Source organism: Streptomyces sp. 2-1 (genome assembly GCF_048564895.1).
GTDB lineage: Bacteria > Actinomycetota > Actinomycetes > Streptomycetales > Streptomycetaceae > Streptomyces > Streptomyces phaeochromogenes.
Genome location: NZ_CP183383.1, coordinates 5,538,606 through 5,550,370, shown reverse-complemented (window position 1 = coordinate 5,550,370; position 11,765 = coordinate 5,538,606). Strand labels below are relative to the sequence as shown.

General features: G+C 71.5%; 11 protein-coding genes. 5 read left to right on the top strand and 6 right to left on the bottom strand.

The window, feature by feature from the left end:
* Nucleotides 1-72 precede the first annotated feature (72 nt).
* Nucleotides 73-1,311, top strand: coding sequence for a hypothetical protein (locus ACN20J_RS24380; protein ID WP_419666794.1), 1,239 nt, complete (start codon nt 73-75; stop codon nt 1,309-1,311).
* Between the two features lie 207 nt (nt 1,312-1,518).
* Here the strand turns inward: ACN20J_RS24380 and ACN20J_RS24375 are convergent, their stop codons facing one another.
* Entirely contained in the window at nt 1,519-2,217 is a 699-nt protein-coding gene (locus ACN20J_RS24375; RefSeq protein ID WP_190230728.1) for a response regulator transcription factor, read from the bottom strand.
* A gap of 105 nt (nt 2,218-2,322) precedes the next feature.
* Nucleotides 2,323-3,570, bottom strand: a complete 1,248-nt coding sequence (locus ACN20J_RS24370; protein WP_419666793.1) for an amidohydrolase — start codon at nt 3,568-3,570, stop codon at nt 2,323-2,325.
* Between the two features lie 169 nt (nt 3,571-3,739).
* Here ACN20J_RS24370 and ACN20J_RS24365 point away from each other — a divergent pair, with 169 nt between their 5' ends.
* Nucleotides 3,740-4,309, top strand: coding sequence for a TIGR03086 family metal-binding protein (locus tag ACN20J_RS24365; protein ID WP_419666792.1), 570 nt, complete (start codon nt 3,740-3,742; stop codon nt 4,307-4,309).
* A gap of 158 nt (nt 4,310-4,467) precedes the next feature.
* Here the strand turns inward: ACN20J_RS24365 and ACN20J_RS24360 are convergent, their stop codons facing one another.
* From ACN20J_RS24360 to ACN20J_RS24350, 3 genes are all read right to left on the bottom strand, one after another.
* Complete coding sequence (locus ACN20J_RS24360) at nt 4,468-5,811, bottom strand: helix-turn-helix domain-containing protein (RefSeq protein ID WP_055617147.1); 1,344 nt, start codon at nt 5,809-5,811, stop codon at nt 4,468-4,470.
* A gap of 533 nt (nt 5,812-6,344) precedes the next feature.
* A complete protein-coding gene (locus ACN20J_RS24355; protein ID WP_189841400.1) occupies nt 6,345-6,731 on the bottom strand; it encodes a peptidase inhibitor family I36 protein in 387 nt (128 codons plus the stop codon).
* A 97-nt stretch (nt 6,732-6,828) separates the two neighbouring features.
* Entirely contained in the window at nt 6,829-7,206 is a 378-nt protein-coding gene (locus ACN20J_RS24350; RefSeq protein WP_055617145.1) for a peptidase inhibitor family I36 protein, read from the bottom strand.
* Between the two features lie 293 nt (nt 7,207-7,499).
* On the opposite strand from ACN20J_RS24350, the gene ACN20J_RS24345 reads away from it, so the two are divergent.
* The gene (locus tag ACN20J_RS24345) at nt 7,500-8,471 is read left to right on the top strand and encodes a winged helix-turn-helix domain-containing protein (RefSeq protein ID WP_419666791.1); all 972 of its coding nucleotides are present in this window, start codon (nt 7,500-7,502) and stop codon (nt 8,469-8,471) included.
* Between the two features lie 55 nt (nt 8,472-8,526).
* Here the strand turns inward: ACN20J_RS24345 and ACN20J_RS24340 are convergent, their stop codons facing one another.
* Nucleotides 8,527-9,627: a MerR family transcriptional regulator gene (locus ACN20J_RS24340; RefSeq protein WP_419666790.1), complete on the bottom strand. Its 1,101-nt coding sequence runs from the start codon at nt 9,625-9,627 to the stop codon at nt 8,527-8,529.
* Between the two features lie 173 nt (nt 9,628-9,800).
* Here ACN20J_RS24340 and ACN20J_RS24335 point away from each other — a divergent pair, with 173 nt between their 5' ends.
* Nucleotides 9,801-10,829, top strand: coding sequence for a permease (locus tag ACN20J_RS24335; RefSeq protein ID WP_419666789.1), 1,029 nt, complete (start codon nt 9,801-9,803; stop codon nt 10,827-10,829).
* 20 nt (nt 10,830-10,849) lie between these two features.
* Complete coding sequence (locus ACN20J_RS24330; RefSeq protein ID WP_419668946.1) at nt 10,850-11,614, top strand: TIGR03943 family putative permease subunit; 765 nt, start codon at nt 10,850-10,852, stop codon at nt 11,612-11,614.
* The last annotated feature ends 151 nt before the right edge of the window (nt 11,615-11,765 follow it).

Sequence of the window (11,765 nt, the reverse complement as noted above, 5' to 3'; positions counted from 1 at the left end):
ACCCCAACACCCTTTGCACCCGCACCGGTTACCGTGCTGACCGTGGTGATCCAAGGGCAGGAGACAACGGCGATGCCAGGAACCGTATTGCTGCTCGCGGCGTCGCCGACGGGCAAGAGCTGCCTCGTGGACGCCGCGTCCGTACTCCCGATACTCGCCGCCGTCGGCCCCGACGTGCTCTCCGGCACGGACACGGCGAACGTCGTCGAGCTGGCCGACCCCCTGGAACCGCAGGCCGTCCTCACCCGCCTGCGCGCCGCCGCGACGGCCCCAGGCCCGCTCACGGTCTTCCTCACCGGCCAGCTCCAACTCGACCGCCGCCAACGGCTCCCGCATCTCGCGCTGGCCCGGACGACCCCCGCGACCGTCCGCTACACCGGCTTCCCCTGGCACTGGATCCGCGAGGAACTCCGGCTGCGTACACCGGGCAGTACGACGGTCCTCGTCGACCTGCACACGGACGCGGAGACCTGGCAGCACCTGGCCACTCAGCCGCTCACCGTGGGACCGGGCGCCCTGCTGTACGGCCGTGTCGCCCCGCCTCCCCCGCGACGCGCGGTGGCGTCGCCCACGTACATGAAGTCCGTGGCCACGATCCTCCGCAGCGGCCACCGTCCCCCGATCGCGTACCTCCACCAGCAGGCGCTGACACGGTCGTCGGGCGAGGACCCGGAGGCCGCCCGCCGGGACATCGTGCTGGCGATCGACCCCACGCAGCCCACACGCCCCGCACAGCCGACGCATCCCGCACAGCCACCGATGCACCCCGTACCCGGTTTCCAGCCCGCGCCGCCTCCAGTACCCGTGCCCGAGCCAGTCCCGGTGTCCCTACCGGCGCCCGTGCCGGGCCCCGCCTCCCCCATGACACCTCCGCCCCCGTCCCCGCCCTCCGACCCGCACGCCGAGATCACCGCCGCCGTCGAGAGCGGCAGGCATGCCGAGGCCGCGGAGCTGGCCGGGCGGCAGGAACAGGAAGCGCTGCGGGCGCACGGGCCCGGGGCCGACGAGGTCGTGCACTGGATGGAAGTACGGGCGGATCTGGCCATGTTCGCGGGCGACGCGGAGCTCAGCTGCCGGATCTGGCTGGCGGTGGCCGACGTACGGCTGGCCGCGGGGCAGGAGCCGGGCGCCCCCGGTGTCGAGGCGGCCGTGGACCGGGCGCATCACCAGTGGGGCCGTATCGAGGACTCCGCGCGGGCCCGTGAGCTCGGGCCCGCGCTGGCCGACCTGCGCCTGCGCGTTCCGGGGCGTCGGCAGGGCGCGTTGGACGATGTCCAGCGCAACCTCAGCCGGCTTCAGGCACAGGTCTGACGAGGCTGAGCCTTTCCTCGTCACCGGAAGGCGCCGGGGAGCGCGCTTCCAAGAGGCAAGTGAATCAAGCCAAGATCACGAATCGGTCTTGGCCTGATCAGAGTTCCCTCAGAAATCCCTATGCGGGTAGACGCCTGGTCACGCGGCGGTCAGCCGCACCCTGAACCAGGCCCCGGGTGGGGACGGTTCGGGATCCGGCGGCCGGATTCAGTCCGCGCACAGCAGATAGCCCGCGCCGCGCACGGTCCGTATCAGCGCCTGGCCGGGGCCGCCCAGTTTGCGGCGCAGGTAGTAGACGTACGTGTCGACGCTGCCCGAGCCCTCGGCGCGGTGGTTCCAGACGCGCTCCTGGATCTGGGCGCGGGTCAGCACTCGGCCGGGGTTCTCCATCAGGTAGCGCAGCAGGGCGAATTCGGTGGTCGTCAGGCTCACCGGGCGTCCGCCGGACCAGACTTCGTAGGTGTCGGCGTCCAGCCGTACGTCGCCGGCGAGCAGGCTGCGGCGTTCGGCGGAGCGGACCGAGGTGCGGCGCAGGAGCGCCCGGACCCGGGCCGCGAGTTCCCTGAGCTCGAAGGGCTTGGTGACGAAGTCGTCGCCGCCCAGGTCGAGTCCGCGGACGCGCTCGTCGACCGTGTCGTGGCCGGTGAGGAACATCACCGGCATGGTGTGCCCCCGGGTACGCATCGTCCGGCAGACCTCGAAGCCGTCGAGGCCGGGGAGGCCGACGTCGAGCAGGACGAGATCGGGGCTGTGGCGGGAGAGCGCCTCCAGCGCCTGGCGGCCCGTGGCGGCGCCGGTCACCCGGAAGCCGAGGAACTCCATCGCCGTGGTGAGCATGGCGCGCACGCACTCCTCGTCGTCCACGACGAGGAGATGGGCGGGGGCAGGGGAGACAGGGGTGGTCATGTCCTGTTCCTTCGCTGTGCCGACCGTGAAGGTGGGGGGTTATTGAGGATTCAACCTCAGGGGCCCCAATCGTCACACGTACTGCTCGGTAGCGGGTAACAGGTGTTACCGAGCAAACATCTCCAACGCCCCCGACACCAGCGTCCGTACGCCCGGCCCCACCGTCGCCAGGTCGGGTGCGAAGTGCGGGCTGTGGTTGCTGGGCACGGCCGCGAGCTGTTCCATCAGGTCGCCCCCGGCCGCCTTCCCCGCCGCGTCCCACACCTCGGCGGGCGTGCTCGTCACGAACCAGTACGCGTACGGGAGTCCGCCCTCGGCGAGGAGCGGGAAGTCCTCGCTGCCCATCACCGGGCCGAAGTCGAGGACTGTGCCCACGCCGAACACCTCACCGTGCACGGCGGCCACCCGGCGGTCGGTGTCGGCGTCGTTCACGGTGACCGGGAAGCTGCCGCCGACCGTCACCGTGGGCTCGCGCCGGCAGCCCGCCGCGATGCACTCACCCGCTGCGATCCGCCGGATCGCGGCCAGCATCCGCTCCCGCACCTCGGCGGACTGCGTACGGAGGTTGAGAGCGATGTGTGCCTCGGACGGGATGATGTTGTGCCGTGTGCCCGCCTCGATCCGGCCGACCGTCAGCACGGCGGATTCGCGGGCGGCTATCTCCCGCGAGACGACCGTCTGGAGCCTCGTCACGATGTACGCGGCCGTCACCACCGGGTCCACGGTCGCCTCCGGCCGCGAGCCGTGCCCGCCCACCCCGTGCACGACGATGTCGACGTCCGTCGAGGCCGACATGATCAGTCCGGGCGAGTGCGCGTACAGCCCGGTGGGGCCGGGGGCCGCGTGCTGGGCGAGCAGGACGTCGGGGCGCGGAAAACGTTCGTACAGGCCGTCGTTCACCATCGCGGCGGCGCCCTCGCCGGTCTCCTCGGCGGGCTGGCCGACGACCAGCAGCGTGCCGTTCCAGGTGTCGCGCCCGGCGGCGAGCGCGTCGGCGGCGCCGGTCAGCCAGGTGACGTGCAGGTCGTGACCGCAGGCGTGCATGGCCCCGGAGGTCTCGGAGGCGTACGGCAGTCCGGTCTCCTCGGTGACCGGCAGAGCGTCCATGTCGCCGCGCAGCAGGACGGTCGGCCCGTCGCCGTTGCGCAGCATCCCGACGACTCCGGTGCCCCCGATGCCGTCCACCGTCTCGAACCCGGCCCCGGCGAGGCGCTCGGAGAGTCTCGCGGCCGTCCGGCGCTCCTGCCCCGACAGTTCGGGATGGCGGTGCAGGTCCCGGTAGAGGTCCTCGAGGGCGGGGACCGGCAGGTCGGCGGTGAGGTCCAGCGCGGTGCGTGCGGCGGGTGAGGTCACCGGGCCAGCGTATGGCCGTACGCCGTCCCGCGGGCCGGGATGGGAACGTCCGCGCGGTCGGCGCGATGCCGTCGGTGCGATGCCATCGCCGTGAGGCCGTCGTCGTGAGGCCGCTGTCCTGACGCGTTTCTTCAAGACCGGCGTGCGCGGGCGCTCCTAGACTCCGGACATGGATGAGATCGAGCTGCTTTCGGGTGTTCTGTCCAAGACCGGTGACCTCATCGAGGGCGTCGAGCCCGGGCGGCTGGGTGCTCCGACGCCCTGCGAGGACTACGACGTCGAGACGCTGGTCAACCACCTCGTCGGCTGGCTGCTGCTGTTCGAGGCCCGCTGCCACGGCCGCGCGTACGACGCCGAGCCCGCGCGGTACCGGTCCGGGGCGGACCCCGCCGGTGAGTTCCGGGCCGCGGCGGCCGGACTGGTCGCCGGATGGCAGAAGTACGGCTTCGACCGCGAGGTGGGCGTGACCGGCGACGGCAAGCTGCCCGCCGCCATGGTCCTCAACATGACCCTCATGGAGTTCACGGTCCACGGCTGGGACCTGGCGGTGGCCACGGGGCAGCCGGTCCCGTACACGGAGGAGGAGGCGGCCGAGATCCTGACCCGAGCGGAGGCCACCCTCCCACCCCAGTTCCGGGGCGAGGGCATGCCTTTCGGCGACATCGTCCCGGTGCCGGACACCGCCCCGTCCACGGACCGCCTGGCAGGCTTCCTGGGCCGAGACCCAGCACGCTTTTAGCGTCCTGGGCCGAGACCCAGCACGCTTTTAACCGAGACCCAGCACGCTTTTAGGGGCGCGAGGCTGTATCGATTTGCGGCTCCGCCGCGTGGGCGCACCTAGCCACGACTGACCCGCACGTCAAAACTTGCTCCCCCGCGGAGCGGATCAGGCTCTCGTCACAGCGGCGGGTGCGCCGGCGCCGGACCAAGCGTGGTCGTGCCCGGCGCCGTGCGGTGGCCGAGCCCCGTGCGGTACGCATCCAAAGCCGCCTCGATCCGCCCCGTACGCCGCAGCAGATCCCCCAACAACCGGCACAGGTCGGCCAAGTCGCCCGCCGCACCGGCCCGTTCGAGAAGGCTGAGCGCACGCACGTAGTGCTCCTCGGCGGTCTCCGTGTCCCGGGCGTCCTCCGCGATGATGCCGAGCAGCCGGTGCGCGGCCGCGGAGTGGACGGCCCCGCGCTCCGAACTCAGGTCCCCGAGCACGTCGTGGAGCAGGGCCGCCGCCTCGTCCGACTTCCCGCGCCGGTGCAGTACGTCCGCCAGTTCCACGGCGACCTGGCTGGTGTAGAGCGTGGCGCGCTGCGCGGAGTGCATGGCCTGCGCCTCGCGCAACTCGCCCTCCGCGCGCTCCATGTCGCCGTTCTGCGCGTGCATGTACCCGCGCATCCAGTGGCAGTTGGCGAGTTCCGTACGGATCTGGAGCTGGCGGTACAGCTCCGCCGCCTTGCCCAGGGAGGCGTCCGCCTCGGCGATACGGCCCTCGGCGATCATCGTGCGGGCGACGGACCGGTGCATTCGGGCCAGCAGCGCGGGGTCGCCGACCTGCGGGGCCAGCGCGAGCGCGTACTCCGCCGCCTGCGCGGCCCGTGCGTGCGCTCCCATGTCCATGTACGGGGCGATGACGGCCGCGTAGAGCAGCAGCAGGGCGTCCGGATCGTGCAGCCCGCCACGGTTCAGCTCGTCGATCGTGGATTCCAGCAGGTAGCAGGAGTACCGGAGTTCACCCGCGAGGTAGTGCGAGACCGCCCGGCCGCGCAGGGCCGGGACCCGGACGGGCAGCGGGGCGTCCGCGAGCCGCTTCTCCGACTCCTCGAAACGCAGCCGGGCCGTTCCCAGATCCCCTGTGGACAGGGCGCATTCGCCGAGGCCGAGGAGCGCGGCGGCGCACTCGGCGTTCAGCCCGTGCGACTCCGCCTCGGCGAGCAGTGCGGTGTACTGCTCGGCGGCCACCTCCGCCTCGCCGGTCGCCAGCGTCCGCTGGGCGTCGGTGAGCCGCAGCCGCAGGTCGGTGGCGAGGTGCGCGGGCCGCCCGGTGGCGAGCTCCTCGTAGGCGACCCCGAGCCGCTCCGCGATGTGCCGCAGCGCCTCTTCGGAGGGCCGTACGCGGCCCGCCTCCAGCGTGGAGACGTACGCGGGTGTGTAGGCGGGTTCCGCCAACTGCTTCTGTGTCAGCCCGCGTTCCGTACGCAGCTGCTGCACTCTGCGCCCGATGATTCCCGGGTCGTCGCGCTCGGCCATGGCGTAAGCATGCCAGTAAGTCGACTTACACCCGCACGCTATTCAACTTCCCGTTGCAAGAGGGCAGTTAGGACGGGCGGACAGGCAGCCGATCGGCTCAATGAGGCCCTTGCCCCGGAGGCGAACACGCCCTAGGTTAAGCGGCGCGTTAAGCGCACGATGACGCAGACTTAATACGCTGGCCTACGTTGACGATGCGAGGTTGTCGCCGTGTTCCGACGCATTGCCACTCGCTTCTTCCCCGCCCGGTTCGTGACCGCGCTGGGGGCCGCCGTGATCGCTTTCGCAGCGCTGATCAGTGCGGCGGAGGCGGGCCCGCACTAGCGTCCCGCCTTGTGTTTTGCTGGTTGCTGGTTGCTGGTTGCTGGTTGCTGGTTGCTGGTTGCTGGTTGCTTGGTTGGGTGCGGGCCGGTGGGGCCGGTCGCGCAGTTCCCCGCGCCCCTGAAAGAATCCAGAGGCTGCGCTCCCGAGGCTGAAGAGACGGGGCTGTGCCCCTGTCCTCCGTACCCCCACCGGCCCGCCGTATCAGCCGGTCAGCATTCGCCTCGCCAGACCACTCGGGTGATGGTGAGGCCTGCCTCGGCGTTGGCCTTGTACTTGCCCGGGCCCGGGTTGTAGTGGAAGCAGTCGGTCGAGGGCTGGCCGCCCAGGAGCGACGTCACGTCCACGTGGTCCGCGCCCGGGAAGACGGTTCCGTTGTTGAAGATGGAGCCGACGGACAGGTTGCCCGACCAGTTGCCCGCGACCTTGAGGACGAGCCTGCCGGTCTGGTTGGGGCCGCTGTAGGCGCAGAAGTTGCCCTTCCCGCAGCCGGGCGGGTTCGCCTCCGCCGACGCGGTCGGGGACACGGCGAGGACACCGAGGAAGGCGGCCGCGACGGTTCCGGCGCCCAGGGTGACGAGTCGCTTTCCGGTCAGCATGATGAGGACTCCTCCGTAGCCGGCGCTCGTGTGGTCAGCACGTGCGTTGCTCGTGTGGTCGGCATGCCCGTTGCTCGTGTGGTCAGCACTCGCGTTGTCAGCACTCGCCGCGCCATACGACCTTGGTGATGTGGACGCCGGCGACCGCGTTCACCTTGTAGGCGCCGGGGCCCGGGTTGTAGTGCAGACAGGCCGTCTCCCCGCCGCCGCCGGGCGACGTGTACGTCACGTCGACGTGGTCGGCGCCCGGGAAGGCGACCCCGTTGTTGAACACCGAGCGGATGGCGACGTTCCCGGACCAGTTCCCCTTGGTCTTGAGGACGAGCTGGCCGGTCTGGTTCTCTCCGCTGTAGGCGCAGAAGTACTCCTTCGCGCACCCGGGCGGATTGGCTTCGGCCGAAGCACTCGGCGCGGTGGCCAGCACGGCAGTGAAAGCCGCGGCTGCCACCGCTCCGAAAGCGGCACGTTTGCGCATGTCGTTCTTCCCCCTTGGCCGTTGTGAAGATCTTGGTCGCGTACGCCCTTCAGGCTGCCCGGTGCCGACTGTTCCTGCCAGGTGTTTCGGCGCGCGCCGAAAAGGGCTGGTGGAGCGCTGGAACGGTGGTGCGCGCGACGGTTCACGCGGCCGTGTGGCGTGCGGCGATCCGGGGAATGGTGAGGGCGAGTTGGCGCGAAAAGACATTTCGTGATCTTCGAATCCAAGGGAACATTTCACGCCGATGCCTCAGCCGATCGCACCACCGACCGTGAGAGTTTGCCGTGCTCCGAGTGCATTTCACGTGCGAAGACCTGCTCAGAACCCGAGTGGCCGCCGCGCCGGACCCGTTGTGGGAGACCGTGCTCAGCGCGAACCTGCTGGCGACGCGTCAGGGCCGGGCCGTCTTCGGCGCGTGGCGTGCGCAGGCACGGGCCGGGCTGCGACGGCTGCCCCGTCACCAGCTGCACCTGGTAAGGACTTTGGCACCGCCCCGGGGCAGCTTTCCCGACTTCCTCAATCCGGCGGAGGCCGCCCAGGGGCTGTCGGAGGGTGTGCGGGCGATCCTGTCCACGCCTCGCCGACGGCTGGCCGAGGAGATGAACGTACTCACCGAGGCACCGTCGTGGCTGCGCCCCCTCGCGGACGGTGAGCCCGCGGCGCTGGAGAACCTCGGGCAGGCGCTGCACGGTTACTTCCACGCGGCCCTGACTCCGTACTGGTCCGCGGTGCGGGCGCAGATCGAGGCCGACCGGGCCGTGCGGGCGCGGGAGATGCTGAGCGGCGGAGTCGAGGCGCTGCTGTCGAGCCTGGGTCCGGCACTGCGCTGGCGACCGCCCCATCTGGAGGCGGAGTACCCGCTCGACCGTGAACTGCGGCTCGACGGAAGGGGGTTGCTCCTGGTGCCGTCCGTCTTCTGCTGGCAGGCACCGATCACGCTCACCGACCCGAACCTGCCGCCCGTACTGGTCTATCCGGTCGCCCGGACCCACCACTGGTGGCTGCCCCAGCAGTCGGGTGCCGGGCCCCGCACGCTCGGCAGGCTCATCGGGCAGGGGCGGGCAGCCGTCCTCCAGGCGCTGGAGGACGGCGGCACGACGAGCGAGGTGGCCCGGCGCGCGGGCGTGACCTCCGCGACGGTCAGCGAACACGTCAGGATCCTGCGGGAGGCCGGCCTGACCGCGTCGGTCCGCGACCGGAACACCGTGCTGCACGTCCCCACTCCTCTGGGCCTCAGCCTGCTGACGGCGAACCGGCGGACGTGAACCGGCGGACGTGAATCGAGGTGCGGCCGCGCCCCGAAGGGCCCCCGCGGAGCGCTCAGTTCTCCAGGCGCACCGGCATCAGGAGCGAGAAGGTGTCCTCGGCGTCGGGCCGTCGGACGGCCAGGGGAGCCGTGGGAGCGCCGAACTCCAGCACCAGCCGGTCGCGGGCTCCGGCGTCGAGCGCGTGCAGCAGGAACTCACGATTGACGGCGACGTGGTTCTGATCGTCCGCGTCCCCCTCGCCGTCGGCGCAGACGGTCACCGTGCCGTCGGCCGCGGGCCTGAGCACGCTGAGGTCGCAGGGCTTGCCGTCCGGCCCGGGCGTCTCGCTCGTACGGACGGGCCCGGTCTCCAGCGCTTCGCGGAAGGCGGGCACGTCGACGACCGCGCGGCGCCCGGCGGGCAGGCGGACGAGACGGCGGTAGTCGGGGAAGTCGTGGTCCAGGCACTGCCCGGCCGCCTGCCGGTCCCCGGCCTCCAGCGTCACGCGGTCACCGTCCACGGAGAGCCGGACGGGTCCGTCCCCGTCCTCACCGCTCAGCAGCGCCCGCATCGCGTCGGCGAGCGGGGCGGGCACGATGACCTGTTCACGGGCCCCGTCGTGCCCGGTGGCGCGGGCCCGCGCGACGGCCATCCGGTACCGGTCGGTGGCCACGACCCGAAGTGCCTCGCCCTCGATGTCGAACAGGACGCCGCCGAGCATCGGCAGCTCCGGGTCGGTACCGGCGGCGAAGCGGACGGCGTCCAGCGCGGCGGCCAGTTCGGCCGCGGGAACGGTCAGCCGGACGGCGGCGGTGCGCTGCGATGTCATGGGTTTCTCCCTGCCTTCGAGTAGTGCTCGGACCGCGGAGAACTCGCTGCGGGCATCGGACAGCCCCAGTTCGAGCCGGCGCAGATGCGCCTCAAGCAGCTTCCGTACGAGGTCGGTGTCCGCGCCGGACCAGCCGGCCAGCACCAGCCGGATGTCCGGCAGGGGCATACCGGCCCGGCGCAGCCGCGTCAGCAGGCGCGCCTCCTCGCACTGCTCGGGGCCATACCAGCGGTAGCCGCTCACCGGATCCACCCAGGCGGGGACCAGCACCCCGGCACGGTCGTAGAACCGCAGCGCACTCACACTCAGCCCGCTGTCCCGGGCCATCTCCCCGATACTGCGCATCTCGCTCTCCACATCCGGAACTCTGGGCCCTGCACAAGGTCGAGGGTCAACAACCCCACTGACAGCCCGCACCGGGCGAAAACGCAGACCCCGCACAGAACCACCGGTTAGCCTGCGCGAACGTACGACGGGTGAGGCGGGGGCGGGAAGCAAGGCGCGTGGAGACAAGGGGCGTGGACACGAGTGGTGCCGGGAACCGGCGGCGGGTGGCCGACGGGGCACGGCTGGTGGTCCGGGCGCTGGTGTACGTGGTGGTCGGCGGGGTCGCGCTGGTCGTCATCGCCACCGTCGGGTCCGTACTCGGGCCGATGGTCGCGCTCGACATCGCGACGCCTGCCATGGCGGCCTGGTGGACCGTGTTCACGGCGGTCGCCGTGCAGGGCATCCCCTTCCTTCTCCTTGGCACGGTGGTGTCGGCGGCGATCGGGGCGTTCGTGCCGGAGCGGGTCTTCAGACGCGTACTGCCGAAGAACCCGGCGCTCGCCGTGCCCGTCGCGGGAGCAGCTGGCGTCGTACTGCCCGGGTGCGAGTGCGCGTCGGTCCCCGTGGCCGACAGCCTGATGCGACGAGGAGTCGCACCGGCGGCGGCGCTGGCATTCCTGTTGTCGGCCCCCGCGATCAACCCGGTGGTACTCGTCGCCACCTCCATCGCCTTCCCGGGCAACCCGGCCATGGTCGGCGCCCGCCTCGTCGCCTCGCTCGCCACCGCCGTGGTGATGGGGTGGCTGTGGGTGCGGTTCGGGAAGGAGGAGTGGCTGCCGACGCGGCGTACGCCGGAGGCGGGAGCCGGAGCGGCCACCGCCGGCTGGCGGGGCTTCCGGGACGGCCTGCAGCACGACTTCCTGCACGCCGGAGGCTTTCTGGTGCTGGGCGCGGCAGCCGCGGCGACGTTCAACATCCTGGTGCCGCGATCCCTGCTGGACGTGTTCACAGGATCGCCCTGGCTCTCGGTCCTGCTGCTCGCCGTCCTCGCCGTGGTGCTGTGCGTGTGCAGCGAGGCGGACGCCTTCGTGGCCGCCTCACTGACCGGGTTCTCGCCGACGGCCCGGCTCGCCTTCATGGTCGTCGGCCCGATGGTCGACCTGAAGCTCATCGCCCTCCAGGCGGGGACCTTCGGGCGGGCGTTCGCGGTCCGGTTCTCGGCCGTCACATGGGTGGTGGCCGTGGTGAGCAGTGGAGTGGTGGGCTGGTGGCTGCTGTGACGACCCGACCGCGTACGCGCCTGAGGCCGCGCCCCCAGGGAGTGCTCCTCATCCTGTGCGGCGCCGCCCTCCTGCGGATCGCCCTCTTCAGCGAGCTGTACCTGCGCTATGTGAAGGAGGGCCTGCGCCCGTACCTGGTGATCTCGGGCGTGGCACTGATCGCGCTGGGCCTGGTGGGCATGATCGGCCGCGACGAGGGCGAGGACGAGCATGCGGTCCACGACGAAGGCGCCGCTCCGACCGACGCCGGACATGGCCGGGAGGCCCACGCCGGGCACGACCACGACCACACCCGCAACCCCCGCATAGCCTGGCTCCTCACCGCCCCCGCCCTGGCCCTCCTCCTCTTCCCGCCGCCCGCGCTCGGCTCGTACAGCGCGGGCCGCGAGGAGGCCAGGGTCGCCGCCCAGGGCACCGGCACCTTCCCCGAACTGCCCGCCGGGGACCCCGTCGACCTGACCCTCGGCGCCTTCGCCTCCCGCGCGGAGTGGGACACCGGGGCCTCCATGAAGAACCGCACGGTTCGCCTCACCGGCTTCGTGACCCGCGACGACGACGGCACCTGGTACATCGCCCGCCTCCTCGTCACCTGCTGCGCCGCCGACGCGCAGGCACTGAAGGTCCAGATCCGCGACGCGGACGCCCCGGCGGCCGACGCGTGGGTGACGGTCACGGGGACGTGGCACCCGACGGGCAAGCCGGGTTCGGACGCCGCACGTCCCGTGCTGGATGCCGCGTCCGTGAAACGGGTCCCGGCGCCATCGGATCCGTACGAGAAGCGTTGACCGAGCCCCGCGCCCCTGAATAAAGGGGGGCCCTCTCTGCTTTATTACCCGAGTCGTTCATTCGGGGTCTATGTGCATGATTCCGGCGCTACAGTTCGTCACTGATGCGCTGGGTGTGGGGCGCGTCACACATCGCGACGAAATGAGCCGA

Bases quoted from the DNA above. Each gene is read 5' to 3' on its own strand.
- ACN20J_RS24365 (WP_419666792.1), top strand. From the start codon at position 3,740: ATGGATGAGATCGAGCTGCTTTCGGGTGTTCTGTCCAAGACCGGTGAC.
- ACN20J_RS24380 (WP_419666794.1), top strand. From the start codon at position 73: ATGCCAGGAACCGTATTGCTGCTCGCGGCGTCGCCGACGGGCAAGAGC.
- ACN20J_RS24375 (WP_190230728.1), bottom strand. From the start codon at position 2,217: ATGACCACCCCTGTCTCCCCTGCCCCCGCCCATCTCCTCGTCGTGGAC.
- ACN20J_RS24360 (WP_055617147.1), bottom strand. From the start codon at position 5,811: ATGGCCGAGCGCGACGACCCGGGAATCATCGGGCGCAGAGTGCAGCAG.
- ACN20J_RS24340 (WP_419666790.1), bottom strand. From the start codon at position 9,627: ATGCGCAGTATCGGGGAGATGGCCCGGGACAGCGGGCTGAGTGTGAGT.
- ACN20J_RS24350 (WP_055617145.1), bottom strand. From the start codon at position 7,206: ATGCGCAAACGTGCCGCTTTCGGAGCGGTGGCAGCCGCGGCTTTCACT.
- ACN20J_RS24355 (WP_189841400.1), bottom strand. From the start codon at position 6,731: ATGCTGACCGGAAAGCGACTCGTCACCCTGGGCGCCGGAACCGTCGCG.